The organism is Chloroflexia bacterium SDU3-3, from assembly GCA_009268125.1.
Lineage (GTDB): Bacteria > Chloroflexota > Chloroflexia > Chloroflexales > Roseiflexaceae > SDU3-3.
Window position 1 is genome coordinate 213,140 of record WBOU01000001.1, and the last position, 25,864, is coordinate 239,003.

27 protein-coding genes are annotated in these 25,864 nt (G+C 66.3%); 18 read left to right on the top strand and 9 right to left on the bottom strand.

Annotated elements, in window-relative coordinates:
* Positions 1 to 17: 17 nt before the first annotated feature.
* Positions 18 to 893, bottom strand: coding sequence for a fumarylacetoacetate hydrolase family protein (locus F8S13_00950; protein ID KAB8145685.1), 876 nt, complete (start codon positions 891 to 893; stop codon positions 18 to 20).
* Between the two features lie 122 nt (positions 894 to 1,015).
* Positions 1,016 to 1,711 carry an AIM24 family protein gene (locus tag F8S13_00955; GenBank protein ID KAB8145686.1) on the bottom strand — a complete coding sequence of 232 codons (696 nt, stop codon included), beginning with the start codon at positions 1,709 to 1,711 and terminating at the stop codon, positions 1,016 to 1,018.
* 156 nt (positions 1,712 to 1,867) lie between these two features.
* Here F8S13_00955 and F8S13_00960 point away from each other — a divergent pair, with 156 nt between their 5' ends.
* The 10 genes from F8S13_00960 (at position 1,868) to F8S13_01005 (ending at position 9,959) form a co-directional block, all read left to right on the top strand.
* Positions 1,868 to 2,602 carry a hypothetical protein gene (locus F8S13_00960; GenBank protein ID KAB8145687.1) on the top strand — a complete coding sequence of 245 codons (735 nt, stop codon included), beginning with the start codon at positions 1,868 to 1,870 and terminating at the stop codon, positions 2,600 to 2,602.
* A 21-nt stretch (positions 2,603 to 2,623) separates the two neighbouring features.
* Entirely contained in the window at positions 2,624 to 3,160 is a 537-nt protein-coding gene (locus F8S13_00965) for a hypothetical protein (protein KAB8145688.1), read from the top strand.
* 115 nt (positions 3,161 to 3,275) lie between these two features.
* Positions 3,276 to 3,890: a TetR/AcrR family transcriptional regulator gene (locus F8S13_00970; protein KAB8145689.1), complete on the top strand. Its 615-nt coding sequence runs from the start codon at positions 3,276 to 3,278 to the stop codon at positions 3,888 to 3,890.
* Positions 3,887 to 5,584, top strand: a complete 1,698-nt coding sequence (locus tag F8S13_00975; protein KAB8145690.1) for a CocE/NonD family hydrolase — start codon at positions 3,887 to 3,889, stop codon at positions 5,582 to 5,584. The genes F8S13_00970 and F8S13_00975 overlap by 4 nt, the downstream gene beginning before the upstream one ends.
* A 54-nt stretch (positions 5,585 to 5,638) precedes the next feature.
* Positions 5,639 to 6,112, top strand: coding sequence for a hypothetical protein (locus tag F8S13_00980; GenBank protein KAB8145691.1), 474 nt, complete (start codon positions 5,639 to 5,641; stop codon positions 6,110 to 6,112).
* Between the two features lie 75 nt (positions 6,113 to 6,187).
* On the top strand, positions 6,188 to 7,552 hold the full coding sequence (locus tag F8S13_00985; GenBank protein ID KAB8145692.1) for a WD40 repeat domain-containing protein: 1,365 nt from the start codon (positions 6,188 to 6,190) through the stop codon (positions 7,550 to 7,552).
* A gap of 27 nt (positions 7,553 to 7,579) precedes the next feature.
* On the top strand, positions 7,580 to 8,422 hold the full coding sequence (locus tag F8S13_00990; GenBank protein KAB8145693.1) for an ADP-ribosylglycohydrolase family protein: 843 nt from the start codon (positions 7,580 to 7,582) through the stop codon (positions 8,420 to 8,422).
* Positions 8,423 to 8,454: 32 nt separating this feature from the next.
* Complete coding sequence (locus tag F8S13_00995) at positions 8,455 to 8,895, top strand: hypothetical protein (GenBank protein ID KAB8145694.1); 441 nt, start codon at positions 8,455 to 8,457, stop codon at positions 8,893 to 8,895.
* 86 nt (positions 8,896 to 8,981) lie between these two features.
* Positions 8,982 to 9,392, top strand: a complete 411-nt coding sequence (locus F8S13_01000; GenBank protein ID KAB8145695.1) for a VOC family protein — start codon at positions 8,982 to 8,984, stop codon at positions 9,390 to 9,392.
* A gap of 159 nt (positions 9,393 to 9,551) precedes the next feature.
* Positions 9,552 to 9,959 (top strand): hypothetical protein, encoded by a 408-nt coding sequence (locus F8S13_01005; protein KAB8145696.1) that lies wholly within the window; start codon positions 9,552 to 9,554, stop codon positions 9,957 to 9,959.
* 2 nt (positions 9,960 to 9,961) lie between these two features.
* On the opposite strand, the gene F8S13_01010 is transcribed toward F8S13_01005, so the two are convergent.
* A complete protein-coding gene (locus tag F8S13_01010; protein ID KAB8145697.1) occupies positions 9,962 to 10,936 on the bottom strand; it encodes a tyrosine-type recombinase/integrase in 975 nt (324 codons plus the stop codon).
* A 325-nt stretch (positions 10,937 to 11,261) separates the two neighbouring features.
* Between F8S13_01010 and F8S13_01015 the strand changes: the two genes are divergently transcribed.
* Positions 11,262 to 12,803, top strand: a complete 1,542-nt coding sequence (locus F8S13_01015) for a hypothetical protein (protein KAB8145698.1) — start codon at positions 11,262 to 11,264, stop codon at positions 12,801 to 12,803.
* A gap of 9 nt (positions 12,804 to 12,812) precedes the next feature.
* Here F8S13_01015 and F8S13_01020 read toward each other — a convergent pair whose 3' ends face one another.
* Complete coding sequence (locus tag F8S13_01020; GenBank protein ID KAB8145699.1) at positions 12,813 to 13,385, bottom strand: hypothetical protein; 573 nt, start codon at positions 13,383 to 13,385, stop codon at positions 12,813 to 12,815.
* A 122-nt stretch (positions 13,386 to 13,507) separates the two neighbouring features.
* Positions 13,508 to 14,077 carry a cysteine hydrolase gene (locus F8S13_01025; GenBank protein ID KAB8145700.1) on the bottom strand — a complete coding sequence of 190 codons (570 nt, stop codon included), beginning with the start codon at positions 14,075 to 14,077 and terminating at the stop codon, positions 13,508 to 13,510.
* A 59-nt stretch (positions 14,078 to 14,136) separates the two neighbouring features.
* On the opposite strand from F8S13_01025, the gene F8S13_01030 reads away from it, so the two are divergent.
* The 3 genes from F8S13_01030 to F8S13_01040 all read left to right on the top strand — a co-directional run bounded on the left by F8S13_01030 (position 14,137) and on the right by F8S13_01040 (position 16,267).
* The gene (locus tag F8S13_01030) at positions 14,137 to 14,670 is read left to right on the top strand and encodes a MarR family transcriptional regulator (protein ID KAB8145701.1); all 534 of its coding nucleotides are present in this window, start codon (positions 14,137 to 14,139) and stop codon (positions 14,668 to 14,670) included.
* A 104-nt stretch (positions 14,671 to 14,774) separates the two neighbouring features.
* The gene (locus tag F8S13_01035) at positions 14,775 to 15,365 is read left to right on the top strand and encodes a sigma-70 family RNA polymerase sigma factor (protein KAB8145702.1); all 591 of its coding nucleotides are present in this window, start codon (positions 14,775 to 14,777) and stop codon (positions 15,363 to 15,365) included.
* Complete coding sequence (locus F8S13_01040) at positions 15,362 to 16,267, top strand: hypothetical protein (GenBank protein KAB8145703.1); 906 nt, start codon at positions 15,362 to 15,364, stop codon at positions 16,265 to 16,267. Before F8S13_01035 ends, F8S13_01040 begins: the two co-directional genes overlap by 4 nt.
* A 36-nt stretch (positions 16,268 to 16,303) precedes the next feature.
* Here F8S13_01040 and F8S13_01045 read toward each other — a convergent pair whose 3' ends face one another.
* The gene (locus tag F8S13_01045) at positions 16,304 to 16,786 is read right to left on the bottom strand and encodes a GNAT family N-acetyltransferase (GenBank protein KAB8145704.1); all 483 of its coding nucleotides are present in this window, start codon (positions 16,784 to 16,786) and stop codon (positions 16,304 to 16,306) included.
* A 470-nt stretch (positions 16,787 to 17,256) separates the two neighbouring features.
* On the opposite strand from F8S13_01045, the gene F8S13_01050 reads away from it, so the two are divergent.
* A complete protein-coding gene (locus F8S13_01050) occupies positions 17,257 to 18,138 on the top strand; it encodes a hypothetical protein (GenBank protein ID KAB8145705.1) in 882 nt (293 codons plus the stop codon).
* Positions 18,139 to 18,196: 58 nt separating this feature from the next.
* Here F8S13_01050 and F8S13_01055 read toward each other — a convergent pair whose 3' ends face one another.
* Together F8S13_01055 and F8S13_01060 are read right to left on the bottom strand one after the other, a co-directional pair.
* Positions 18,197 to 19,003, bottom strand: a complete 807-nt coding sequence (locus F8S13_01055; GenBank protein ID KAB8145706.1) for a hypothetical protein — start codon at positions 19,001 to 19,003, stop codon at positions 18,197 to 18,199.
* A gap of 114 nt (positions 19,004 to 19,117) precedes the next feature.
* Complete coding sequence (locus F8S13_01060; protein ID KAB8145707.1) at positions 19,118 to 23,119, bottom strand: DUF4157 domain-containing protein; 4,002 nt, start codon at positions 23,117 to 23,119, stop codon at positions 19,118 to 19,120.
* A 333-nt stretch (positions 23,120 to 23,452) separates the two neighbouring features.
* On the opposite strand from F8S13_01060, the gene F8S13_01065 reads away from it, so the two are divergent.
* From F8S13_01065 to F8S13_01075, 3 genes are all read left to right on the top strand, one after another.
* Positions 23,453 to 23,788, top strand: a complete 336-nt coding sequence (locus tag F8S13_01065; protein KAB8145708.1) for a hypothetical protein — start codon at positions 23,453 to 23,455, stop codon at positions 23,786 to 23,788.
* A gap of 94 nt (positions 23,789 to 23,882) precedes the next feature.
* Positions 23,883 to 24,848, top strand: a complete 966-nt coding sequence (locus F8S13_01070) for a YafY family transcriptional regulator (protein KAB8145709.1) — start codon at positions 23,883 to 23,885, stop codon at positions 24,846 to 24,848.
* 89 nt (positions 24,849 to 24,937) lie between these two features.
* Positions 24,938 to 25,309, top strand: coding sequence for a VOC family protein (locus F8S13_01075; GenBank protein ID KAB8145710.1), 372 nt, complete (start codon positions 24,938 to 24,940; stop codon positions 25,307 to 25,309).
* A 56-nt stretch (positions 25,310 to 25,365) separates the two neighbouring features.
* On the opposite strand, the gene F8S13_01080 is transcribed toward F8S13_01075, so the two are convergent.
* Positions 25,366 to 25,800 (bottom strand): VOC family protein, encoded by a 435-nt coding sequence (locus tag F8S13_01080; GenBank protein ID KAB8146073.1) that lies wholly within the window; start codon positions 25,798 to 25,800, stop codon positions 25,366 to 25,368.
* Between the last annotated feature and the right edge of the window lie 64 nt (positions 25,801 to 25,864).

Here is a 25,864-nt window from a genome sequence, read left to right on the forward strand (position 1 = left end):
GGCTGGCGCGCTGCCGCCTAGCCCTGCGCCGCAGCGCTATTTTCCAGCACACCGATGCCCTCGATCTCGATCTGCACCTGGTCGCCTGGGCGCATAAACGCCGGGCGCTCGCGGAACTCGCCCACCCGGCTGGGCGTGCCGGTCGAGATCAGGTCGCCCGGCTCCAGCGTCATCACCTCGCTCAGGTAGGCGATCAGGAAGGGCAGCGCGAAGATCCAGCCGCTGGTGCTGCCGCGCTGCACCTCGCGCCCATTCACCCGCAGGCTCAGCGTCAGATTCGCCACGTCGGCCAGCTCGTCGCGCGTCACCAGCGCTGGCCCCATCGGGCCGAACGTGTCGAAGGTCTTGCCCATCATCCACTGGGTGGTGCGGCGCTGGTAGTCGCGGGCGCTCACGTCGTTGAAGATGGTGTAGCCCGCCACGTGCTCTAGCGCATCCTGCTCGCGGATGAAGCGCCCGGCCCTGCCGATCACCACCGCCAGCTCGGCCTCGTTATCCACCTGCTGGCTCACGCGCGGCAGCACGATCGGCTGGCCTGGCCCGATCACGCAGGTGCTGTACTTCGAGAAGAAGGTAGGGTACTCGGGCAGCTCGCCGGGGGCCATGGCCGAATGATCGGTGTAGTTGTGGCCGATGCAGATGATCTTGCCGGGGCGCGGCAGCGGGGCCAGCAGCGCCACCTCGGCCAGCGCCAGCCGCGCGTGCGCAGGGGCCTCGGCCAGGGCAGCCCGCGCGGCGCGCATGGCTGGCTCGCCCGCCGCAAGCAGGCCCTGCATGGTGCGGGGAAGCTCGGGGCATGCCGCCGCAAGATCGAGCAGCGCAGAACCTTGGCCCTGCGTGATCAGAAGGCCGATCCGCACCACATCTTGGTGTGAGAAAGTGACTAGCCGCATCGCTCGCATTCCTTGCTCTATCGGGGATACGCGGGCATTATAGATCAGAAAAAAATGCGCGGAGGTGAGCAGGATGCCCACCTCCGCGCGGCTATCACATCAGCGTGTCAAGCGCGAAGCGATTAGCCTTGGTTCGCTTGCAAATACACCTCTTCGTAGGGTTGCAGCACCACCCAGCCATCACCCGCAAACTTCAGCTGGATGGCCTCGCCGCTGCCGCGCCCGATCAGGGTGCGGAAGGTCACGTTCGTCACCACGTCGGGGCTAAGCGAGCCAGACCATGCCACCGTGGCGTTCGGGTCGGTGAACAGCGGCTGGTCGGGCGTGACGCGCAGGGTCAGCGGCTCGTAGTGGGTAGTGATGGCCACGAAGCCTGGCCCCTGCAGCCGCACGTTGAACAGGCCGCCCGCCAGCATGCCCGCCACCTTACGCATCATGGTGATGTTCCACTTCACGCCATCCTCCATGGCCAGCAGATCGTTGCCGTTCACATGGATAGTCTCATTTTCCAGCTTCAGCACGCGGATCTTCTTACCCTTCTCGGCTAAGTAGACGCGGCCCTTACCATCCATCTTCATCAGCGATGTGCCCTCGCCCGAGACCATGCGCTTGAGCATGGTGCCCACGCCGTGCTCAAGCACACCCTCGCGCGTGAAGGTGACGCCGCCCAGGTAGCCGATCATCGACCCGGCCTTAGCCCAGACCCGACCATTCAGGTTCACCTCAAGGGTGTAGGGGTTCTCTAGCTGAAAAAGATCGGCGGCTGCATCATCCTGCGCCGTGGCCTGGATGAATGAGTCGATCGAGTAGTGGCTCATACGCTATGCTCCTTGCTGGGACAAAAGAATGAACGCCCGTATCATACCTACGCATTGTGACAGGAAAGGTCACAGCTGAAGGGCCTCCGTCCTTGACGGGCGGCGCGTCTTTCGCTACGATAGCTCCCTAACGACCCACACACCAGAAGGAAGATCATGCCTCCGCTCTACCCGCCATCGTTTTTTGCCTTCCAGATCACGTTTGCCCAGCGCATCGCCCAGCGCTTCGGCATGCCGCTAGCCGAGGCAGTGCGCCGCTACACGCCGGTAGCAGTCAGCATCCACGCCGAGAACGACTGGCCGGATGTGGCGCGGCAGATTGAGCGGGGCGGCGACCCGCTGGCCGCGATCTATCAGCGCTACCTTGAGCGCTGCGGCAACGAGCGCCTGCCCCAGCCCGGCGACGCGCTGTACCACGGCTACCCGCTGTTCGGCTGCTTCTTCTTCAACATGCGCGACGAGCTGACCATCTCCACTCACTTCCTGAGCAACGACGTGCCCGGCGCGCGCCCGCTGGGCCACGAGCGCCTGGCCGCCCGCCAGGATGACCTGCGCCGCATGTTCACCCTCATCTACCACGCGCTGCCCCAGGCCACCACCGTGCGCGGCCACTCGTGGCTCTACAACCTGCCCGCCTACCGCCGGATCTTTCCGCCCAGCTACACCCAGGCATTTGTCGAGAACCCCGATGGCGTGCTCGACCAGATGGTGCTGTGGTTCCAGTGCTACCACCGCGACTGGGAGGTCAACCCCGCGCTTGCCGATCAGGTGCTGGCCCGCGTCGATCAGGTCGGCAGCCTGGATGACCTGCGGCACTGCTTCCCCTACCAGCGGCTGCGCACCCAGGCCCCGATCGAGGACTTCTACCGCTTCTACCAGATCGCACCCTAGCCCCGCAGCAAAGGAGCCGCCATGGATCTTTCCGCCACCCAGGCCTACGCCGACCAGCTGGCCGAGGCCATCCAGCACGCCATCCGCGCCCACACCCACTTCGCCAACACCCCGCGCGACGCCGTGCGGCTGTGGGATCGCCGCACACCCTATGTTATCCACCCGATCTGGTGCGCCAGCACACTGCTGACCGAGACGGCGCTGCCCGAGCAGATCCGCTACCCTGGCGCGCTGGCCCTGCTGTGGCACGACACGCTGGAGGATACCCAGCTGCCCCTGCCCGACAGCGCGCAGAGCATTGTGCGGCGGCTGGTGGAGGAGATGACCTTCGCCAGCCTAGACGCCGAGTTCGAGCTGCTGTGGGCGCGCAGCGATACCACCAAGCTGCTGAAGCTGTACGACAAGGTCTCGCAGTTTCTGGATGGCGTGTGGCTGAGCGACCAGCGCTGGGCGCAGCTGCTGGCGCACACGGCCAAGATCGAGCAGTTTGTGCTGGGAACCTATGGCGAGCTGAATATCACCCGCATCGCCAGGGCGGTGTGCCTGCCAAGAACCTAGCCAGACAACCCTTACAGAATAATTTTTCCAAGTGGCATAAGCCTCAATCCTTTGACATTATCGCTTTTTCCTATTATCATTAGGATATAGACGAATATCAGTAGGAAATAGACCTATGCCACGAGCAGGGATCGATCGCGCCCGCGTGATCCACGAGGCGGCCGCGCTGGCCGACGCCGAAGGGCTGACCGCGCTGAGCATGGCCGCGCTGGCCAAGAGGCTGGGAATCGCGCTGCCCAGCCTCTACACCCACGTGAAGAGCCTGGACCACGTGCGCCAGCAGATCGCCGCGCTGGCCAGCCACGACATGGCGCAGCGGCTGGGCCAGGCGGTGCAGGGCCGCGCGCAGGCCGAGGCGCTGGCCGCGTTCGCCGCCGCCTACCGCGCCTATGTGCTGGCCCACCCAGGGCGCTACGCCGCCAGCCACCTGATGTTCAGCGAGATCGACGATGAGCACCGCGCCTCGGCGCTGCAGATCGGCCAGATCATCGCGGCCACGCTGCACGGCTACGGCATCGACGAGGCCGAGCAGACCAATGCAGTGCGCATGCTGCGCTCGGCGCTGCATGGCTTCGCCAGCCTAGAGCGCGAGGGCCATTTCCACCACCCCCAGAGCCTCGACGAGTCGTTCGCGCGCATGGTGCAGGCCCTCGACGCCAGCTTCCGCAGCTGGCCGGGGGCTAAGACCGCTAAGAGCAAGGCCAAAAAGAACAAGAAGGAGCGACCATGAGCAGCCAGGGAACAGGCGAGCACGAGGTTATCACTAGCTTCGATGTGGCAGTGCCATGCCGCGACGGCGCGGTGCTGCGGGCCAACATCGCGCGGCCCGCAGGCGAGGGACGCTGGCCCGCGCTGCTCATCCGCACGCCCTACAGCAAAGACCAGAGCAAGCCCGACCCGCTGATGGACATGCTCGGCCTGGCCCGCGAGGGCTTCGCGGTGATCGTGCAGGATGTGCGCGGGCGCTTCCGCTCGGATGGCGTAGATGAGTTCACCCCGTTCACCCACGAGGCCGAGGACGGGGCCGACGCGGTGGCGTGGGCGGCGGCGCTGCCCTTCTGCACCGGCGTGGTATTTATGGTCGGGTCGTCCTACGGCGGGGCAGCGGGCTGGGCGGCAGCCACCGCCCAGCCGCCCGCGCTGCGGGCCTTCGCCGCCCACCAGTCGCCCAGCACACCTTGGCGCACGCTGTTCTACCGTGGCGGCGTGCCCGAGGTGGGCGCGATGGTACCGTGGTTTCTCTCATTCGGCGGCGACACGCTGATGCGCCGCCACCGCGATGCGCCCGCTGAGCTACAGCAGACCCTTGGCAAGCTGTTTGCCGAGGTGGCTGCGCTGCCCGCCAACCTAGGCGGCCCCGGCCTAGCCCCGCTGGCAGCGCTCGAGCGCGCGGGCGTGGGCGCTGGCCTGCTGGCGCTCTACGATGGCCAGCCCTCGCCCATGGCCCAGGCGCTGGAGGCAGCGCAGGCGTACGAGCGCATCACCGCACCCGCACTGATCAGCGGCGGCTGGTACGACCTCTTCTGCCAGGGCGCGATCGACCAGTTCGTGGGCATGCGCGCGCGGGCTGGCAGCGCCGCCGCGCGCGAGCACACCCGGCTGATCATGGGGCCGTGGACGCATGGCGCGCTCTCGCACATCATCGGCGAGCGCAGCTTTGGGCTGCAGGCCGCGCCCGGGCTGCGCGCCGAGGTGCTGCGCTTCCTGCGCGAGCCGCTGGGCGATGCCGCGCCGGTGCGCATCTTTGTGATGGGGGCCAACGTGTGGCGCGACGAGCGCGAGTGGCCGCTGGCGCGCACGCAGGTGGCGCCCTGGTACCTTGGCGGCGGCACGTTTGGCCCAGATCAGCGCCCGTCCCCGCCCGCGCTGCTGCGCTACGACCCCAACGACCCCGCGCCCACCTGGGGCGGCGGCACGCTGGGCTTCACCGAGCTGGCCGGGCCGCGCGACCTACGCGAGGTGGAGCGGCGCGAGGATGTGCTGATCTATACCTCGGATGCGCTGGGCGAGGATCTGGAGGTCACAGGGGCGGCGATCGCAGAGCTGTGGGTCGTATCCGACATGGCCGACAGCGACTTTATCGTGCGGCTGGTCGATGTGCAGCCCAACGGCGCGGCCTACGCGGTGGCCGAGGGCACCCTGCGCGCCCGGCACCGCGCCGCGCCCGACATGCCCTGGCTGGGCGAGCCGCTCCAGGCGGGCACGCCCACACTGCTGCGTATCGCGCTGACGCCCACCAGCAACGTATTCCAGCGCGGCCATCGCGTGCGAATCCACATCACGTGCGGCAGCGCGCCGCGCTGGGCCAGGAACACCAGCACATGGGATCAGCGCGACGCGGCGCAGGTGGCCCGCCACCACGTGCTACACGACGAGGCCCACCCCTCGCGCGTGCTGCTGCCGATCATCCCGACAGCAAGCTGAAACCAGCACGGCGGCGGCGCGTAGATAGTGCGAGACGCAGATCACCTAGGCGATATGAACGACGAATCAGGCCAGCACATCGACGACTTTGGCACATGCTTCCTCGTGGTGTGCCCGCGCTGCGCTGGGGCCGCACAGGTGATGCTGCCCGAGAGCAACCCGCCAGAGGCTCGGGCAAGCTGCACATCCTGCGGCTATGCGCGGCGCACCTCGGCATCGACGGCCAGCATCGGCGGGCCGCGCGACTGGTACCTCGGCCTGCCGCTGTGGCTGCAGACGCCCTGCTGCGGCGAGACGCTGTGGGCGCTGAACGAGGAGCACCTGGCATTCCTTGAGCACTACCTGCTGGCCAGGCTGCGGCGGCGCACGCCGAACATCAACACCAGCGTGGCCAGCCGCCTGCCGCGCTGGATGACCAGCGCCAAGCACCGCGCCGAGGTGGCACGCGGTCTGGCGCGGCTGCGCGCGCTGCACACTGCAGCTCACCCCTCGCGCGGGCTGCTGCCGATCACCCCTTCGGAAAGCTGAAACCAGCGCGGCGGCGCGTAGATAGTGCGAGATACGGACGGTACCGCTCACATGTTAGAAAATTGACACATATCTATGCCATTTACAACCATCATAACGATATTAAACAGCCTCTACTCGCTATACCTACTCTGGATCGGTATCGCATGCGCGGTCGCCTACCACCACACCAAGAGAATAGCCTATTTCTGGATGCGTAACGCTCTCATCGGCGTTGTCATAGTCTGGGCCATAACTCTGATTATGGGCTGGAACCGTATCACCATGGCAACGTTGCCCCTCATCATTATGACAACCCCCTGCAATGGATTCCTCTGGTTCATCCAACATGAAAGCAAAAAGGACTACCCGCCAGGATCAAACATATTTCTCCTGTACCGGCCCGCACTTCCCATACAGCCCAGCAAGCCGCATCCCGCGATCATGCCGCTCTCGCTCATGAATGCGGGCATCCTTGGAGCGCTGCTGATGCCCGGCTTACAGGCCGGTGGGCCGCTGCCATGTAGCTGGGGCGATCTGGCGCTGCGGCGGAGCGCATGCCAGGGCACATTTGCCACCACCAGCCGAGATATCGACGCGCTTGCGACATCGCCCGACGGCTCGGTGGCGGCGGCAGGCTTTCACGAGATCAGCCTCTGGACCAGCGGCGGACAGCACATCCGCACCATTCCAACGGAGGGCATCATCAGCTCCATCACCTTCTCACCCGATGGAAAGCTGCTGGCCGCAACCGGAGCCTATGGCACAACCTCGATCTGGTCGGTCGCAGATGGCGCGCTCATCCGTAGCGTCGACACCCATAGCAACCGTGGCAATGCCCAGTTCACGCCAGACAGCCAGCAGATCGTGCTGAGCGGCGATGGCGACACCATCACCATGCGCCGCATCAGCGACGGCAGCATCACCATGCGCCTGAGCGCGCCAGTGCGGGGGCTGAACACCGTGGCGATCTCGTCGGATGGGGCGCAGGTAGCGGCAGCAAGCCAAAAGGAAGGCCAGGTCTACCTCTGGTCGGTCGCATCGCCTAGCACACCTCAGCTCCTCGACAGCAAGAGCATTGGTCATGGCAACAAAATCCAGATCGCCTTTGCGCCGCAGGGCCACACGCTGGCCATGGCCCACGGTCGCGACATCCAGCTCTGGAATACGGCCAGCGGCACGCTGATGCGCCAGATGCGCTGGGATGCAGGTGACCCCGAGTTTGAGACAGGTGGCAACCCGACAAAGATCAGCTTCTCGCCCGATGGCAGCGCGATCGCCGCAATCTACCATGATCGCTCTATCCGCATATGGCGAGCTGAAACCGACCAGCGACAGATCATCCACTACAGCAAAAATGTGAGCGGCATCGCATTTGGCGGCCAGCCAGCCGCGCTGCTCAGCGGCGGCTGGGATGGGCTGATCCAGCGCTGGGATATCGGCAGGGGCGAGGCGCAGTGAGCGCCAGCAAAGGGAGAGCACGCAGCTATGTTGATCGAGCTTGCCATTGGAGATGCCTACGGCGCGGGGTTTGAGGGCGTGAACGCCCAGCTCATCCGCCAGTTCAACACGCTGGCGGCTTATACGCAGCACCCGCGCCATAGCATCCGCCCTGGCCGCTACACCGACGACACCCAGATGAGCATCGCCATCGCCGAGGCGATTGTGCACGGCGACCCGTGGACGCCGGAGGCGCTGGCCGAGCGCTTCGTGGCGGCCTTCAAGCGCGACGCGCGCGAGGGCTACGCCCAGCGCTTCCACACCTTCCTCACCCGCATCCGCGACGGCGGGGAGTTCCTGCGGCTGATCGAGCCACACAGCGACAAAAGCGGGGCCGCTATGCGCGCCGGGCCGATAGGCGTGTTCCCCAGCATCGCCGAGGTGGCCGAGCGCGCCACAGTGCAGGCGCGGCTCACCCACGACACGCCGGACGGCGTACGCGCCGCCGTAGCCGCCGCGCTGATGACCCACTACGGCCTCTACCGCCTGGGGCCGCTCGCCGAGATCGGCCCGTTCCTAGAGGCTCACGTCGAGGGGCGCTGGAGCGAGCCGTGGCGCGGCAAGGTCGGCCCCAAGGGATGGATGAGCGTGCAGGCCGCTGTCACGGTGCTGACGCGCAACCGCACCATGTCGGGCCTGCTGCGCGATTGCGTGGCGTTCGGCGGGGATGTGGACACCGTGGCCACCATCGCGCTGGCGGCGGGGGCGTGCAGCGCCGACATGGTGCAAGATCTGCCCGCGCACTTGGTGGCCGGGCTGGAAAACGGCACCTATGGGCGCGACTACCTCGCCGCGCTCAACGCCCAGCTTCTGGCGCTTGTACAAGGATGAAAACCCATGACCCGAAGCTACTACACCATCACATGATCTGGTTTACCAACGATGAGGATGGCCTGGTCACCAGCCCCGATGGCGGGATCGTGCGATTTGACGATCTGGGCGCGCTGCACAGCTACGCGACGGAACAGGGTATCGCGCTCGAAGCGCAGGAGCCGACCTATTATAATCTGGATTTCCTCGTGCGGTGGCTGAACCTTCCAAGGGATAAGATAGATGTCAAAGCGTTCCTGAATATCTGGAACCTGTTCATGGATGTATCGGCATCGGTCGGCGGCAGCTTCAACGCCGACCGCGAGCGCACCGAGCGAATCTATGCCAAGCTGTTCTGGGGCAACAACCTGCCCTCGATAACACCCAAGGGCAAGCACTACACCCCGCTATGGAGGCCAGAAGAGGTGCGTCTCATCCGCCGCACCCTGGGCTACGGCCTTGAACTCACGCGCCAGAGCCTGCGCACGCCATAGCCCAGATCCGCCCGACGGACGAGGTGCGCCCACTCGCGCCCTGCTAGACTGCTCGCGCAAGCACATCGAGAGAAGGAGCACAACCCATGAGCAAGCCGCCTATCATCGAGCTGCGCGTCGCCCTCACCACCGCCCAGTACGAGCGCCTGGTCGAGTTCTACTGCGTAGGCCTGGGGCTAGAGCCAGCCGCGCTGTGGACTGGCGAGCAGGACCGCGCCGTGATCCTGGACATGGGCCGGGCCACACTGGAACTATTCGACGAGCCGCACGCCGCCGCCGTCGACCAGATCGAGGTTGGGCAGCGCGTCAGCGGCCCCATCCGCTTCGCGCTGCAGGTGCCCGACCTCGATGCCGCGCTGGAGCGGCTGCTGGCCCACGGGGCCACGCTGGTACACCCGCCCATGGTCACGCCGTGGGGCCACCGCAACGCCCGCGTGCAAGACCCCGACGGCATGCAGATCACGCTCTACGCCGTGCCGGAGGAGAGCGCAGCCTAACCAAGCACACAGAGAGAAGGCAGACGCACGAAGCGAGAACCTCGTGCGTTTTTGTGTGCCAAAAATCGTTGGGGGGAGAGATTCAGCTGTGCGCATTTGCGCCCAGGTCTATAGGTATACTTGGCGTTAGGAAGCACCAAACGAAGGAGCACTAACACCATGGACAACCGACAGACACTTGGGTTCGCAGGCGTGGCCGCGCAGACCATCGGCGTGTTCACTCCGCTGGTCTCGATGCCGATCATCGGCAGCATGAGCTACATCAACAACGGCAAGGGCGACGGCGTGATCATTCTGGGGCTGGCGTTTGTGTCGCTGCTCATCCTGGCGGCGCGGCGCTACCGGCTGCTGTGGTTCACCGGCCTGGCCAGCCTGGGGCTGCTGGCCTTCACCTATATCAACATCAGCAACGCGATGGCGCTGGCCGCCGTAAGCCTGGCCGACAACCCCTTCGCCGGGCTGGCCACCATGCAGCTGCAGTGGGGCTGGGGCGTGCTGATCGTGGGCAGCGTGCTGGTGCTAGCGGCAGCGGCGGCGCGGCCAGCGGCACCGCCCGCGCAGGGCTAGGGCTACAGCCCCACCTTGGCCGCCGCGTTTTCCTGAAACAGCGTGCCCTTGCGGATGTACTTGCGCAGCACCCGCATCGACTCGTGGCCAGTCTGCTCGGCGATGATCCGCTCCTGCACCCCGGCCAGCGCCGCCGCCGTGACAAAGCCCGCCCGCAGGCTGTGCCCGGCATACTCCTTGGGGTCGATCCCGGCGGTCTTGCAGTGGCGCTTCACCACCCGCGCCACATCCTCGGGCGAAAGCCGGTGAGGCTGCAAAGCCTGCTTGGGTGTGAACGAGCGGAACACCGCGCCTTCGGTGATGCGGGACTGCTCCAGCCAGCGCTTGAGCGTGCGCACCGGACATGTGCTGGGGGTCGAGCCGTAGGGCACGCCGATCTCGCGCCCGGCCTGCTCTTGGTCGGTCTTGTCTTTGCGCAGCGTTATGACAAGCCCCTCGTGCTGAAAGGACAGATCCTCCACATTCAGGGCCACCAGCGTGGAGCGGCGAAACGCGCCTGCGAAGCCCACCAGCAGCAGCGCGCGGTCGCGCAGGCCCATCAGGCTGTCGGGGCAGGCATCCACCAGCTGGCGGATGGTGGGCGTGGTGGCCGGGGCCTTGCCGTGCTGGGCCGTGCCAATGGTGCGCCGCACCCCGCGCAGCACCGTCTCGACCTCGGTGGTGTCGGTGGGCGACTCGCTAAACGAGGCCCAGCGGTGGAAGTGCTTGATCGACGACATGCGCCTATCGATGGTGGAGGCCTTACGGCCCAGGCGCACTAGGTGCGCGGCGTAGAGCGCCACCGTGGCCGGGCTGGCCGGCAGCGGTCGCTGGTCGTGCTGGTCGCACCACGCGGTGAAGTCCCGCCAGTCCGAGCTGTAGGCCCGCAGCGTGTTGCGCGAGAGGCTGTGCGACACAAAGCTCTCGACATCCTGCACCAGCGGGCGCAGCTCGGCGGGCAGGTTGGCAAGCGGATCCTGGGGGACAAGGTCGGTCATGGTGCACCTCGGTTGATCGATCTGTTCTGGGTATTGTACCGCAATGCGCAAGTATGTGCGAGATCGGGGGGAGGGCCGTTTACCACCAAGGCTCCAAGACACCAAGGGACAACAGAACCGTTTACCACGAAGACGCGAAGGCGCGAGGGGAACAAGAGGGCTGTTTACCACCAAGGCTCCAAGATTCTAAGGAAAAGGGCATGGGAAAGATGAGATCCAAACGATTCTATCTCATCTCATGCCGCATATGTACGCTTTTCTCTGCGCAAAAACCGATAGATCTGCGCACTGGTATCCTTTTTGCCGATTGTAGAAGGATTTTCTCATGAAGAAACGTCTGCTGCTCGTGCTGGCCTGGTTCTGCCTTGTGACGCTGTACGCATGCGCGCCGAGCGGCCCCACCGCCAGCATCCAGCGCTTCGCCGACGCCGTGGTGAAGGAGGACTACGCCGCCGCCGCCACGTACTGGATCCCCAGCCAGTCGCCAGGGGAAGAGCAGATCCGCCAGCTGCTGGTGGCGCTGCGCGCCGACATGGTCGGGCGCTATGGCGCGATCAAAGGGGCCACCGTGCAGGATTTGAACCCCGAGAAAAAGAGCGTGATAATCATCTGGAAGCTAGAGCAGGCCGACTTCGCAACCGTGTGGGCAGCCGAGAAGCCCAGCGAGCAGGGCGAGTACCAGGTGGCATGGTCGCCGTTCTTCGGCGGCGCGGCGGGGCGGCTGGCCGACGGCACCGCGTTCGCCACATTCACCCCTAGCCCCACGCACACCCCTAGCCCCACGCGCACCCCCTCGCCCACCAGCACGCCCAGCGCCGCCGAGCTATCCATCACCGCCACGGTGGCGGCCCGCGAGACCGCGCAGGCTCAAAAAGAAGCCACACAGACGGCAGTGGCATGGGCCGCCACCGCCACCGAGCAGGCCAGGCCGCCCGCGACATTCCTAACCGCCAAACAGGCATTCACCGCTGGCCGCGTGCGCGAGCTGGCCCGCGCGTGGAGCGACGACGCGCTGCTGGTGCGCGTGACCTTCGAGGCAAACGACACCAATGTAACAACACCATCCCAGGACTCGGCACTTGACGGCACCAGCCGCTACTGGTCATACCGATTCGCATCGCCCAGCATGCAGAAGACCAACACCTTCATCATCAAAGATGGGGCGCTGCTGAAAGAGACCGGCAACGACGCCGCGCTCTACAAGGAAATGTTCGCGGGCCAAGGCCAGCCGTTCGACCTCGACCTTGAGCACACGCTCGACAGCGACCAGATCGCCACCATCGGACGCGAGAACGGCGCGGACCCCGACACGGTAAGCTTTTTTGAGATGGCGCTGACCGAGCATGTTGCTGATAAGCTGCTCAAGCAGGGGCCAGGCCAGTGGCGCATTCGGGTCATGGGGCTGTTCGGCTACAACAATATGTACCTCGACAGCATCACCGGAGAGATCCTGAAGAGCGATTTTGGCCCCACCGGCAGCCCCGGCAGTATCCCCACGCCCATGGCGACGCCAAGCAGCGGCACAATACCCGCCCCGGAAACAAGCGCAGGGATCGGCATCACCCTGCGCGTCACCAACGACGAGACTGGCCAGATCGTGTCGGGCATCACCTTCACCATCGTCGATGCCGAGGGCAAGAGCCACACGCTTGTGACCGGGGCAGACGGCAGCGGGCGCGTCGAGGGATTGCCCGGGCGCGATCTGCGAATCGCGACGGCGCAGAATGAGAGCGGCTCTTTCACACTTGAAAGCAACGATGAGCGCGGCGGGCTGCATATCAACTATCCCAACGGCGTCTATTCCTTCGATCTAGCATATGTGCTAGCCGGGAGAGACCTCGTACGACCTCCAACACCCGAACCATAATCTGCCCACCTAACTATCACCCTCAGCCGCCGAGCGATGCTGCTCGGCGGCCTTCAGCGCCTCGGCGGCCATGCGGCTCACCCGCATCTGCTGGGTGGGGTTGCTGGCGCGCGGGTCGGCGTAGGACTGCAGCAGGCTGCGCTCGGCCATGCGCTTCACGCGCATGCGGGCCGCCTGCAGGTTGCTGGCCGCCATGTCGGGGAACAGGATGCGCGCCGCATCGCTGTAGCTGATCAGGTCGTCGCGCCGCAGCCAGACCTGCACGTGGGTCAGCACCTGGCCGATCGGCGTCTCGGTCCAGAACTTGGCGGGCACCTGGTAGCCGCCCGTGCCGCCTGCGGGCGTGAACAGTAGATCGAGCAGGCCCTGGAAGCGCTCGATGATCGCGCCGATCTGCTCCTCGTCCACGCTGTCGCGGTCGATCTCGCCGCTGGCGATGCGCACAAACAGCGCCACATCCTCGGCCAGCGGGGTGGCGCTGCCATCGGCCAGCGGCGCGGCGGCTAGGTAGCGAGCCAGCAGCTGCTGGTGCTGGTGCACCCGCTGGGTGAGCTGGGCGGTGATGGCATCGGTGTCGAACATAGCATGGCTCCTTTGGCTAACGTTATCTATAGAGAGTGTAACACCGCTAACGTTAGCTGTCAACGCCTCACGCCGAGCGTGCTCCGTTCAAAAAGCGCATGCCAGAGGCGCACGGTTGGGCGCTACACCAGCGACGCGCACCACTCGTCGATGCTGAGCACATCGGCCTGGCGCGGAAAAACTTTCTCCAGCAGCACGCGGTGCACCTCGGGGTCGCCATCGGCGCAGCCATCGGCCAGCACGCACAGGCGGTAGTCGAGATCTGCGGCATAGCGCAGGGTGGAAAGCACCACGCCGCTGGTGGCAATGCCGCAGAGGATGAGCGTATCGACGCCCTTGGCGCGCAGCAGCACATCCAAATCGCTGCCAGCGAAGGCGCTGACCCGCCGCTTCTCCACCACTAGATCGCCCGGCTGGGGCGCGACCGCCGGGTGGATCTCCGTCGCGCTGGCATCCTCGCCGCCGCCGCGCTGCCGGATACCGCCGAACATCTTGTTGCGCTCGCTCACCTCGGGGTAGCCCTCGCGGAAGCGCACCGCCACATAGATCACCGGGATGGCTATGTTGCGGGCCGCTGCTGCCGCTGCGGACACCCTGGCCAGCAGCGCTTCGTCGCCCAGGCGCGACACGATATTGCGCTGCATATCCATCACCAGCAGGGCTGGTCGCTCGCTTACACGCTCATTATCCATAGGGTGCTCCTTTGGCTAGCGGTTCCTCGTGGCCAAAAGTATAGGTCGGCTATTCAATAATGTCAATATACTTGACAATCAATAAGATTGACATTCTACAAAATAGCCGCTACAATCAGCCAACCATGAAAAAGCAGACCACAACAACCTCCATATCCGAGCGTGAAGAGCTTACCCAGCTGCTGCTGGCTACCTTCCCTCAGCTCAAACAGGCGCTGGCCACGCAGCACGCCCAGCTGGGTGCCGACACGCCGACGCTCGGCCAGATCCAGATGCTGGGACAGCTGCTTGGGCAGCCGATCACGCTTGGCACGCTGGCCGAGCGCTGCCGCATCACCCGCCAGGGCGCGAGCCTGCAGGTGCAGCAGCTGGTCGAGCGCGGCTGGGTGCGGCGCATCCCCGACTCAAACGACCGCCGCAGCGCCCTGCTGGCCGCCACCGACGAGGGCCGCACCCACTGCATCGCATCCCGCAGCGCTCTGCTGGCAGCCTTCGCACAGCGACTTGCGCCCCTCGCCCCCGAGGAGGCCGCCGCGCTCCGGCTCGCGCTCCACGCGCTCCAGCGCATCTTCGCGCAGCCCGATGATGCCTAGTACCCGCACCCCTCACACCAATTTCCCCCGCACCCCTAACCTTTTGGCCCGCCAGCAGATAGATACAGTAAGCGCGCGCTTGGACCAAGGCTGAAAGGAAGGATATGCACGAACATGAGGCGATAGCACGACTTCAGCGTGGCGACATCGCCGGGCTAGAGGAGCTGGTGCGACGCCACCAATACCAGGCGGTGCGAGCCGCCACCCTGATCACCCGTGACCGCGCCACAGCGGAGGATGTCGTCCAGTCGGCATTCCTTCGCATCGTCAGCAGCATCCAGCAGTTCGACGCCAGCCGGCCCTTCGGCCCGTGGTTCATGCGGATCGTGGTCAACGACACGCTCAAGGAGCTGCAGCGGCGCGACCGCCAGACCACGCTCGACGCCCAAGATGCGGATGGCCGCGCCGCGCTCGACGCGCTGCCCAGCGACGAGATCGGCCCCGAGCAGCTGCTGGCCCAGGGCGAGACCCGCGAGGCCGTGGCCCACGCGCTGGGCCAGCTCACGCCGCTGCAGCGGGTCGCCGTGGTGCAGCGCTACTACCTGGGCATGAGCGAGGCCGAGATGGCGCAGCGCGGCGGCACCAGCCACGGCGCGGTGAAGCTGCGGCTGTTCGGGGCCAGGGAGCGGCTGCGCAAGCTGCTGGGGCCACTGTGGAATGAATCAGCGCAGAGCAATGAGGAGAAACTGATATGACCAAGGATAGCAAGCTCGAATCGATCCTCGGCCAGGTCGCCGAGGCCGAGGTGCCCGCAGGCTCGCTCGATATGGCCGCCCGCGTGCGCCGCGAGGCCGCCCCCCGCGCGGCAGGCGTACGCCGCCCGGCCCTCCTTCGCCCGGCCATGGTGGCGCTGGGCGCGCTGGCGCTGCTGGCCCTGGGCACACGCCTGCTGCCCGGCCAGACACCCACCGTCAGCGCCGCCGAGGCGCTACGCCGTGCCCAGCAGGTCACCGCCTTCGGCCTCAGCGGCGTCAGCTCGCTGCACGGCGCGCTGGAGACCCACGCGCCGGGGAGCGGCACCCTGGTGCGCGAGCAGGTGTGGATCGAGGCCCCGTCGACCATGCGCCACGAGACGATCTGGCCCGCCGGCCCCAACTTCCCCGAAAATCTGCAGACCGAGATCATCAAGGGCGACCAGGCCTGGATCTGGAGCGCCGACCCTGGCAAGCAGCCCGAGAGCGTGAGCACCATCGCGCCCGCCGAGCTGGGCAATGTGCTCTACACCGTGCCCAACCCCTCAGCCTCGCTGGATAGCACCGGCAACACCATGGGCCTGTGCGCCCAGCCCGGCGACACGCTCACGCTCAAGGGCCAGGAGCAGATGCTGGGCCGCAACGTGCTGGTGATCGACTGCGTGATGGGACCAGCGGACAAGGACAACGAAGGCAGCAAGATCGAGATGTGGATCGACTCGCAGCTCTTCCTGGTGCTGAAGTACAACTACATCGAGTCGAACGGCGATGTGTTTATCGAGTCGCGCTACACCGATCTGCAGATCGACCCCGCGCTCGGCGATGAGCTGTTCACGCTGCCCGCTGGCGTGCCGATCGAGGCTGCCCCCACCCCGGTGGATGCGCCGGTCGAGCCCCGAAGCTAGGCAGCCGCCCCGGCCCCGCAAGGCGGGGCCGGGGCGCTAGATCGCACGGCGGTAGAACTTGGTGTCCACCGCCATCACCGGGAAGGATGGGGGCAGCGTGTCTCGCGTGATCTCGGCGAACCCATTCTTCTCGTAAAAACGGTGGGCGGCCAAAAACTTCGCGGTGGTGCCCAGAAACACCTCGCGCACGCCCTGCTGGCCACACCAGGCCAGCAGGGCTTCGAGCAGCAAGCGCGAGACGCCCAGCCCGCCGCCACGGTGGCTGGCCCGCACGAACATCTTGCGCAGCGCGGCCTGCCCCCCGCCGATATCGAGCAGGGCCAGCGTGCCCACCACATCGCCGCCATCCAGCGCCACCCAAAAGTTGCCAGCGCCGCGCTGGTAGAAGCCGGGGATGTCCAGCAGATCGGGCTGGGCCTCGATGGTGATCGGGATCGCGAACTCGGCCTGCTGGATGGGCAGGATCACATCCACCACACCGGCGGCGTGCTGCGGCGCAAACGGAGTAATTTCAATCATCGGATCCTCTCCTCCTCTCCATAATACACCATGGTGCATCGCCCACACCACATCCGTCAAATTGCTGCTGGCCACAGCCGCCCAAGGCAGCACAACGTCCCGCAGGCGCGATGCCTGCGGGGCGTTGCCGATCAGAGGCGAACCTACCGGCTGACATATCGCTCTATCGACGAACATCGTTTCTAGCCCTGTGACAGCAGCTGTCACACAATCGTAGCATACTGGCGAGGCAAAGGATACGGGTTAGCAGCTGTATAGCGTATGGCGCAAAACGAGATGTCTGCTGGCAGGAGCCGACTATGTTCGAGCCGATACCAACGCCAGAGAAGCCTAGCGTGAGCCGTTAAGAATAACCGCTGGGCAGATAGCAATTCAACGATAGATTGCATCCAAGAAGATATGCTATACTATAGCGCTCTCGCGCATTCACCGTGCCTATCAACATATCTATTTTCAGAAGACAAAACGAGATGAGCGACGAAACACAGCAGCGCCTGGCTGCGCCCTATGTGCAGCAGGGTATCGCATCCGCCAAAGCTGGAAACACGACCGACGCCCGCCAGCAGCTCGCCCAGGCCATCGCACTCGACCCACGGTGCGAGCAAGCCTGGCTCTGGCTCTCCGGACTCCACGCCGACCCAGAGCAGCGCCGCAGCTGCCTAGAGCAGGTGCTGCGCATCAACCCGCAGAACGCCGCCGCCCAGCGCGGCCTGGCAATGCTGGGCGGGGCCAATGCGCAGGCCACACCACCCGCGCGTTCGATCATCCGCCCGCTCGCCGGGGAAAACGACACGCTGAGCGCCCGTGCGCTGGACCAAGCTGCCGCGCCCGAGCCGCCCCCAGTAGTGGCAGCGACCGTGCCCACGCTCAGCATGCCCAGCATTGCGCAGCCAGATCCCACCCCCGCCCCCGTAGCAGCGCCCACGCTCATCCTGCCTAGCGTCGCGCAGGCCGACACCCCACCCTACGCCCAGCGGGCGGTCGACCGCGCCATTCGCGGGCTGGCCAGCCACCTTGAGCCAGACCAGATCTGCCGCACGCTCTGCGACGAGTTTGGCTACAGCTGGCAGCAGGCGCAGGAGATCGTGGAATATGTGCAGACACACCAGCACGCTGCGGTCGCGCGCCGCCAAAGCCCGTTCATGATCATCTTCGGCGTGGCCATCCTGCTCGGCGGCATCGCGCTGTTCTTCGGCTGCGGCTACCTGCTGATACGCGGCTACAGCGGCGGCTACCGCATGATCTCGCTGCGCGGCAGCTCGCGTCTGCTCAGCTTCGTGGGAACCGGCTTCCTGATGATCATCGGCGGGATCTCGGGCACGATCAAGGCTATCCGCAGCGCGTGGAAATAGCAGCAGGGTGTGCGACACAGCCGTGCCTCACACCCTATGATCGTTGGGCAAAACAGCGCTAGCGCCGCCCGCGCTTGGTGGGGGTGGGCGGCAGATCCGCCGCCGGGGTCAGGCCCTGCGCCCGCAGCGCGGCGGCGATAGCGTCGTCGGCGCTCTTGCGGTAGCCGCGCAGCCGCTGCTGGCGCTGGCGCTCTTCCTCGGCAGGGTCGGGGGCCACCAGCGCGCCGAAGTCGCGCTCCAGCGTGTCGAACAACTCGCGCAGCTGGTCTTCCGAATCGACGCTGGCCCGCTGCAGCGCGGCGGCGCACTGATCGAGCATCTTGGCCAAATCTTCGCGCGGCACCAGATCCGACGCGATCTCCTCAAGCCGCTTGTCCACATCGATGCCCTGGTCGCTCAGGCGCTTGCGCAGCGCGCGGGCCTGGGCGCGGGCCAGGGCGCGCTCGCCCTTGGTGGGGGCCGAGGCCGCCGACATCACCTGGGCCAGCTCGCGCAGCAGCTCGGCAGACTGCTGGCCAGCCAGCTCGGGGTGCTGGCCCAGCTGCTGCGGCGCGACACCCAGCAGGATGCCCAGCACCTGCTGCAGCAGCTCGGGCACGCCGGCCAGCTGCGGCTTGATCGTAGTCTCCCAGCTGGCCAGCAGCGTGCGGATGGTCTCGTCGAACAGCGGGCCGTTGTCGGCGATGAAGCGGGCGCGGGCCTCGGCCTCGCCGATCGCAAACGTCTCAAGCGCCGCCGCATTCACGCTGGCCCGCCGCTCCTGGGCCAGCGAGAGGATCGGGTAGTTGCCGGGCTGCACCGTTATGGTATTTGGAATGAGAAAATAGCGGTCGCCCGCCGTATTCACCCATAGCGTCTCTTCCATGATCGCTCCGCTCCTGTCGCTTTACGCTATCGTTGGGGCCGCAGCGGTAGTATAGCAAAAACACACGCGGCGGGCATCGGCATGTGGCCGATGCCCGCCGCGCGCTCACGCCCGCTACTTCACCTCGACAAAGTCATTTGTATCTTTATCATACTTCAGCTGGGGCAGCGTGCCTGCGCTGCCCGGGTTGCGCTTGATGATCGCGTCGTCGCCCTGCTTGGCCCAGTGGTAGCCCGATGGCGCATCGGGGCGGTTCTGGCTGCGGGCGATGTCGGCCCCCGTCACCTTGGCGGCGGGCGGCGGCGCGCTGGTCTTCGGCGGCGCGGCGGCAGTATCGCCAGTTTTCGCGCCCGTGTCCGGGGCTTTCGCGCTTGTGTCGGGAGCTTTGACATTGGCATCGGGGGCCTTGGCGTTGGCATCGGGGGCCTTCACGCTTGTGTCCGGGGCCTTGGCGTTAGCATCTGGCGCCTTGGCGTTGGCATCGGCAGCCGGGGCCGCAGCCTTCTTGCTGTTGTCGATCTCGGCCTTGCGGTCGTCGATCTTCTTCTGGCCCTCGGGGAAGAAGCTGCGGCCCCACTTCTGGCTGGCGTCGGCCACCTGGCCGGGCTTCTGCCCAGCCGCCTGGGCCGCGCTCGGGTCGGTCGGCTTGTACTTGCCCGAGAGCTTGACACCGTTCTTAATACCCGATATCAGCGACCACTGAATGACATCCGTCACCGAGATCTTGTCATCGGTCGTCATCAGCTTGGTCACCGCCTTGCTGACCACGTCGGTGACGACCGTCGTGACCTTCTCGACCACCTCGCGCTTGAAGCTCTCCTGCATCTTGCCGATCAGGCCCTTGGCCCCGGTGCCCAGCAGGCCGGTGATCGCGCCCGCCACCAGCGCGCTGACGAAGTGGCCATCGGTGCCGTGGCTGATCAGCTCGTTGAGGCCGCCCACCGCCGAGTTGCCGACCACGCTGGCAACCACCACCTTCAGGGTGGTCGCGCCCGCTGTGGCCCAGCTGACCGCGCCGCCCACCGCGCCGCCGATCGCCCCGCCCAGCGCGCCGGTGCCAAAGGCCTTGAGCACGCTCATGTCCAGCACGCTCTTGCCGTCGATCAGGTTGTTGCCCATCTGGATGATGGCGCTGGCCGCGCCCCAGGCCAGCGCGCCGCCCACTGTCTCGCCGATGATCGCCGCCGCCGTGCCGCCCACAAACGAGAGCGTGCCCGCCGCAGCGCCCACCACGCCGATCACCGCCGGGCCGATCACCAGCGCCACCGCCAGCGTGACCACCACCACCAGGGCGATCTTGGCGATGCCTTTCCAGCGCGGCTGCACCTTGGCCGCCGCCGCGTCGGCCTCCTGCTGGATCTTGCCGCGCATGTCGGCTAGGCTGGAGCGCAGCGCCTTCTCTAGACGGGTGGTGCCATCGGCCAGGCCGGTATCAATATTTTTGCTCACCGTCTTGAACGACTGGTCGGCATCCTTCACCGCCTTGGCGAAGCCATCGCTGGCGGTCTTCTCGATGCCCTTGGCCGTCTTGGTGAACGACTCCTGCACTTGGTGGAAGCCGGTCTTGGCGCTCGACTGCAGCTGGGCCATGCTGGCCGAGAACGAGCCGACCGAGGAGGCCGCGATCGAGGCGGCGTGGTTGCCCACATCGGCCAGTGCCTGGAGCGCGTCGGCGCTCTGCTGGGTAAAATGCTGCTCGGCGGTGATCATGCTGCTGTCGATCGATTTCTGCAGCGCGGTCACGCTGCCGTCGATCTGGGCCATGGTCGCGTCGAGCGTCTCGTTCAGCTTCTGCAGGTCGGGCACCTGGGTCTGGCTGTAGATGTTCGGCACATCGGCCAGGGTCTTCTTCAGGCCGCCCACCGTCTCGCTGATCGCGTGCTGCATCGAGGCGATGGTGCTCTTGCCCACCGCCGCCACCGCCGCGCTCTGCTGCTGGCCCACCGTCGAGGCGCTCTGCAGCTGGGCGGCCTCCTGGGCGTTGAGCGAGCCGATGGTCTGGGCCAGGCTCTGGCCGACCGATCCGAGCATGCTAGTGCGCAGCTGCGCGGCCTTCTGCTGGGCATCCGCCGCCGCCGCCTGGATCTGCTGGCGCAGCGCCTGCTGCTGCTGGCCCAGCGTGGCGGTGGACTGGGTGACGATCGCGGTGAAGGCCTGGGCGTCGTGCTGCTGGCCCACGTTCATCTGGCCGGCCTGGGCGTTGGCGTTCTCCACCAGCTGCTTCTGGTAGGCGCTGGCCACCTCGCGGGCAGCCTTAGCGCGGGCCTCACAGCGGTTGTCAGTCAGATGGCCATCGAGCAGGCTGTCGGAGCGGTTGATCTTCTGGCTCAGGTAGCCCGCCGCCATGGTCTCGCCGATGGCCATAGCCTCGCCGCCGATCTGCTGGCCGAGGTCGCGGCAGCGCTGGGCGGCCTGGGCGTAGCGCTGGCCGAGCGACTGGATGTAGCCCGTGCTCTGCTGCTGGATCTGCTGGGCAGCCTGCTGCGAGCCGGTGTCGATCTGCTGGAGCGCCTGCGAGGAGCCAGCCTGGATGGAGGCGACCGCCGCGCTGTACTGCGACTCGATCTGGGCGCGCTGGGCGGCGGCCTTGGCCTCGGCGTCGCTGCGGGCCTGGGCGAAGCGCCCGCTGATCGCGGCCCGCTGCTTCTGCACGCCCGCCGCGATCGCGCTCTGGGCGGCGGCGACCGGCGCGTTAATGCGGTCGGGGATGGTGTGGCCCAGCGAGAGCGCGCCCTGCACGCGGCCTGTCGCGCCCACCATAAAGCCGCTGACCATGGACTGGGCCTGGGCGCGGATCTTCTCAAGCTCGGCCTGGCCGCCCTCGACATCCAGCGACACCAGGCCGCTGTCGGCATCCTGATCGGGCGCGGGGGCCTGCCCCGCCTTGGCCTCCGGCTCCTCCACGGGGGTGGGGTCGTAGCCCGCCTGCTGCAGCACCGCGTTCATGTTGAGCGGGGCCATGGGCACCACGCCCTTGGCGGCCTGCCCGGCCTCGGCCTGGGTGGCGGCCAGCGCGTTGCTGGCATCTACCGCCTGCCCGTGGGCCTGGGCCACATCGGCGTCGAGCTGGGCCTTGCCCCCGGCGCTGGCCGCGTCGAGCTGGCCAGCGGCATCGTTGGGCTTGGCCTCGCTGGCCGATTCCTCCTGCTGACCCTTGGCCGCGCCATCCTCGGTCTGCTTCTGCAGCTTCTGCTGCTGGCCCTCGATCTGCTTGGCCGGACCAGCGGCAGCGGCCTTCGCAAGGCCCTTCTGCACCGGGCTGCCCGGCTCGCCCACCGCCGCAGCCGCCGCCTCGGCGGCCCCCGCTGGCGGCTTCTGCTCGACCGCCACCTCGACCCCGGCCACCTCGTCGGGCATGTCGGCCTGCTCGCTGGCGACCTCGGGGGCGGCGGCCTTGGCCTCGGGCGGCGCAGCCTCGGCGGCCTGGGATGCGCCCTCGGGGGCCTTGCGCTGCACGCGCTTGGTGGCCACGCCGCCGGTCTGCTGCATGGTATGGGTCAGCTCGTGGGCCAGCAGCTCGCGGCCCGCGCTGGTGCCGGGGGCGTACTCGCCACGGTCGAAGCCGATGTCGCTGCCCACGGTGAAAGCCCGCGCGTTGATCTGCCGCGCCACCATGGCCGCCTGATCGCCCGTGTGCACCCGCACGTGGCCGAAATCGGCCCCTATGCGCTGCTCGAAGAAGCTGCGGTCGCCGCTGGGCAGCGGGCTGCCGCCGCCGCGCAGCTGGCCGATCTGCTGCTCGACCTGGGGCGTGGCCGCCACGCCCGCGCCGCCCTGGCCCACCGCGCTCACCGGCGGCGGCGTAGCGGCGGGCGCGCGCATCACCTGCGCCGCCACCGCGTCGGCCTCCTGCTCGAAGCGGTCGCCGGGCGCGCTGACGCGCAGCGAGGGCTGCAGCGCCACGCCCTGGCCTGCGGCGCTGAGCGGGATATGCGCGAAGGAGAACGACTCGGGGAGCGACTGGGGCTGCTCGACCGCCGACGCGGGGGGCGCAAACGGGCGGTCGGCGTAGGCTGACGCGGGGGCTTCGGCTGCCGTGGCGGTGGGCTGCGCTGCATCCAGCGCGACAAGCGGCGAATCTCCCTGGCGAGGGCGTCGGGGCATAGCGGCATCCATCCTGCTTCTACAGAGCCATGCGACTGGGCATCAATGGCGGCCTTCATCACCAGAATTTCACCGCCAGTATAGCACATCTCTTGCTCTTGTAAACTATTTAATGCATCTCGGATCATTTATCGCACGCATTAGGGCAACACCGACCATAGGGGCTATCGCTCACAATATGACGAATTTTATACTTTAAGCTTTTGTTAAGTGTCTTTCCCTCTTAAAAACACCGATAGGCGTAAAAATACAAGATATTATCCTCCGTCAGGCAATCACCCACACCAAGCAGGAAGCTATGCTATAGTAGCGCCCAAGCGACGCTCAACAGATAGGCAGCCAGACATGAACTCGCTCACCCACAGCCTCTACCGCTTCGTGACGCTGCTCGACGCCCTGCGCAAGGGGCCGCAGACCCGCGCCGACCTGTTCGTGCTGGTGCGCGACGCCTACCCAGTGGGGCCAAGCATGCGCCCCATGATCGACCGCGACGTGCGCGCCCTGCGCGAGCTAGGCATCGTGATCGAGATAAGCCGCACCAGGCCGCCCACCCGGCGGATTGAAACCTTGAACCCAGGGGTAGGGCTAGAGGCACCAGCTACGCGCAGCAAGCCAGAGATCAAGCAGCGCGCGGACGATTCACCCCAAGTTCGTGATAAGATCAATAGGCGTACAGCGTGAGCCAGCGGCACACACACGAATAAAGGTATCTACGCTTCTGCCGCAAGGCCACATTTCAGCGGTGGCCTTGCGGCACATAGACCTGGTGCAGCATATGAACCGTACCGACCGTCTGCTGGCTATCGTACTGGAGCTTCAGGCCCGTGGGCAGCGCCGCGCCCAGGATCTCGCCGCGGCGTTTGCGGTAAGCAAGCGCACGATCTACCGTGATGTGCTGGCGCTCTGCGAGGCGGGCGTGCCGGTGGTGTCTGAGCCAGGCAAAGGCTACTCTCTCGTTGAGGGCTACTTTCTGCCACCGCTGCGCTTCACGCTTGAGGAGGCGCTGCTGCTCCTGCTTGGCAGCGATGTGATGGCAAAGAGCTTCGATGCCGAGTATCGGGCGGCGGCCCGCAACGCCGGGCGGAAGATCAGCGGCGTGCTGCCAGATGACCTGCGCCCACAGGTTGAGTCGATCCAAGAGCGGATCCAGTTCTTTCAGTCAGGGCGCAGGACCGAGGCTGAGCAACTGCCAACCATCCGGTGGGCGATCATCAAGCAGCAGACCCTGCGCTTTCACTACCACGCCCGCGCTGGCCAGGCTGGCGACCACTCGCTCGACCGGGAGGCCGACCCCTATGAGCTGGTGTTTGTGGCTGGCCACTGGTACATGGTGGCGCACTGCCACATGCGCGGCGATATCCGGAACTTTCGGCTCGACCGGATCGACCGGCTCTCGCTGCTGCCCCGGCTGTTTGCGCGCCCATCAGATTTCGCGGTTGGGCAGGTTGCTCGCGGCGAGCGGCAGCTGGTTGTCCGCGTGCTCTTCGATGCCGCCGTCGCTCGTTGGGTGCGCGAGGACTCGCTGTTCTATATTGATTCGAATGAGAAAACCGCCAGCGGGCTGCTGGTGACGCTGCGGGTGCGCCACGAGAGCGATGTGCTGCAGTGGCTGCTTGGGTGGGGCGCACACGCGCGCGTCCTAGAGCCAGCCTCGCTGGCACAGCGGCTGCGCGCCGAGGCAGAGGCGCTGCTGCTGCGGTATGCGCCCGATGAAGTGCCGCACCGAGAGCACGCCCGATAACCTGCGCAACGCTGCTGACATAGGGATGTCACTCGGCGCGAGTATGCTGTGCATGTTCCGTACACACCACTATCGAGGAGGCAAGCGAGATGCAGCACACCATCACATGGTTCGAGATCCCCGCCATCGACTTCGACCGCGCGGTCGCGTTCTACACCGCCGTCCTGGGCGTAGAGATCAGCAAAGGCGCGTTCCAAGGCGACCCGCACGGCTTTTTGCCCGGCGGTCCGGGCGTCGTCTCCGGCGCGATCGTCCTGCGCGAAGACCTGCAGCCCGCGACCACCGGCACGATCATCTACCTCAGCGTCGGCGATCAGATGGCCGCAGCGCTGGGGCGGGTCGAGCCTGCTGGCGGCCAGGTGCTGCTGCCGGAGACATCCATCGACCCGCAGGGCACCTTCGCCTTCATTCGCGACACCGAGGGCAACCGGGTAGGCCTGCACAGCCCGCCGATGGGGTAGGCACCGCACACCATGCACCAGCCAGAAGCGGTCGCTTCTGGCTGGTGCGTCGTCTCTCATGAAGCGCTAGGGCCGGGCGGGGGCGCTGCGCCAGCGCCCCGCTCGTGCATGGCCACATAATGCGGGTTGTACATGATTCCCAGGATGTTGCCAAACGGGTCAACGACGGATGCGGTCACAAAGCCGCTGTCGCCGCGCTTGGTGATCGGATCACATGGCTGCGCGCCCAGCGCTATAAGTCGCTCGAAGGCCGACGCGATGTCATCGACATGCCAGAAGAGAATCGCGCCCCCTGGGCCGGGCCGCATCGCCTGCGGCGCATAGCGCCGATCAATGATCCCAAACTCGTCGGCATCATCGCCGATCCGAAATTCAATATAGGCTGGCTGCTCGGCGTTGGGCTGCTGAAAGTAGGGCTCGGCGCCAAACAGGGCGCTATACCAATCGCGCGCGGCTCGTACGTCCTCGGCCCAGAAGTTGACGGTGGCCATCCCACGGAGAAAGTGCGAACTCACCACGGCGATGCTCCTTTCAAGAAAGCTGCTCTGCCTGTAT

Bases quoted from the DNA above. Each gene is read 5' to 3' on its own strand.
- F8S13_01080 (KAB8146073.1), bottom strand. From the start codon at position 25,800: ATGGCCACCGTCAACTTCTGGGCCGAGGACGTACGAGCCGCGCGCGAT.
- F8S13_01050 (KAB8145705.1), top strand. From the start codon at position 17,257: ATGAGCGACGAAACACAGCAGCGCCTGGCTGCGCCCTATGTGCAGCAG.
- F8S13_01045 (KAB8145704.1), bottom strand. From the start codon at position 16,786: ATGATTGAAATTACTCCGTTTGCGCCGCAGCACGCCGCCGGTGTGGTG.
- F8S13_01010 (KAB8145697.1), bottom strand. From the start codon at position 10,936: ATGACCGACCTTGTCCCCCAGGATCCGCTTGCCAACCTGCCCGCCGAG.
- F8S13_01060 (KAB8145707.1), bottom strand. From the start codon at position 23,119: ATGGATGCCGCTATGCCCCGACGCCCTCGCCAGGGAGATTCGCCGCTT.
- F8S13_01030 (KAB8145701.1), top strand. From the start codon at position 14,137: ATGTCAATATACTTGACAATCAATAAGATTGACATTCTACAAAATAGC.
- F8S13_00955 (KAB8145686.1), bottom strand. From the start codon at position 1,711: ATGAGCCACTACTCGATCGACTCATTCATCCAGGCCACGGCGCAGGAT.
- F8S13_01005 (KAB8145696.1), top strand. From the start codon at position 9,552: ATGGACAACCGACAGACACTTGGGTTCGCAGGCGTGGCCGCGCAGACC.
- F8S13_01025 (KAB8145700.1), bottom strand. From the start codon at position 14,077: ATGGATAATGAGCGTGTAAGCGAGCGACCAGCCCTGCTGGTGATGGAT.
- F8S13_00970 (KAB8145689.1), top strand. From the start codon at position 3,276: ATGCCACGAGCAGGGATCGATCGCGCCCGCGTGATCCACGAGGCGGCC.
- F8S13_01070 (KAB8145709.1), top strand. From the start codon at position 23,883: ATGAACCGTACCGACCGTCTGCTGGCTATCGTACTGGAGCTTCAGGCC.
- F8S13_01020 (KAB8145699.1), bottom strand. From the start codon at position 13,385: ATGTTCGACACCGATGCCATCACCGCCCAGCTCACCCAGCGGGTGCAC.
- F8S13_00950 (KAB8145685.1), bottom strand. From the start codon at position 893: ATGCGGCTAGTCACTTTCTCACACCAAGATGTGGTGCGGATCGGCCTT.
- F8S13_01015 (KAB8145698.1), top strand. From the start codon at position 11,262: ATGAAGAAACGTCTGCTGCTCGTGCTGGCCTGGTTCTGCCTTGTGACG.
- F8S13_00960 (KAB8145687.1), top strand. From the start codon at position 1,868: ATGCCTCCGCTCTACCCGCCATCGTTTTTTGCCTTCCAGATCACGTTT.
- F8S13_01040 (KAB8145703.1), top strand. From the start codon at position 15,362: ATGACCAAGGATAGCAAGCTCGAATCGATCCTCGGCCAGGTCGCCGAG.
- F8S13_00990 (KAB8145693.1), top strand. From the start codon at position 7,580: ATGTTGATCGAGCTTGCCATTGGAGATGCCTACGGCGCGGGGTTTGAG.
- F8S13_00995 (KAB8145694.1), top strand. From the start codon at position 8,455: ATGATCTGGTTTACCAACGATGAGGATGGCCTGGTCACCAGCCCCGAT.
- F8S13_00975 (KAB8145690.1), top strand. From the start codon at position 3,887: ATGAGCAGCCAGGGAACAGGCGAGCACGAGGTTATCACTAGCTTCGAT.
- F8S13_01055 (KAB8145706.1), bottom strand. From the start codon at position 19,003: ATGGAAGAGACGCTATGGGTGAATACGGCGGGCGACCGCTATTTTCTC.
- F8S13_01065 (KAB8145708.1), top strand. From the start codon at position 23,453: ATGAACTCGCTCACCCACAGCCTCTACCGCTTCGTGACGCTGCTCGAC.
- F8S13_01035 (KAB8145702.1), top strand. From the start codon at position 14,775: ATGCACGAACATGAGGCGATAGCACGACTTCAGCGTGGCGACATCGCC.
- F8S13_00980 (KAB8145691.1), top strand. From the start codon at position 5,639: ATGAACGACGAATCAGGCCAGCACATCGACGACTTTGGCACATGCTTC.
- F8S13_00985 (KAB8145692.1), top strand. From the start codon at position 6,188: ATGCCATTTACAACCATCATAACGATATTAAACAGCCTCTACTCGCTA.
- F8S13_01075 (KAB8145710.1), top strand. From the start codon at position 24,938: ATGCAGCACACCATCACATGGTTCGAGATCCCCGCCATCGACTTCGAC.
- F8S13_00965 (KAB8145688.1), top strand. From the start codon at position 2,624: ATGGATCTTTCCGCCACCCAGGCCTACGCCGACCAGCTGGCCGAGGCC.
- F8S13_01000 (KAB8145695.1), top strand. From the start codon at position 8,982: ATGAGCAAGCCGCCTATCATCGAGCTGCGCGTCGCCCTCACCACCGCC.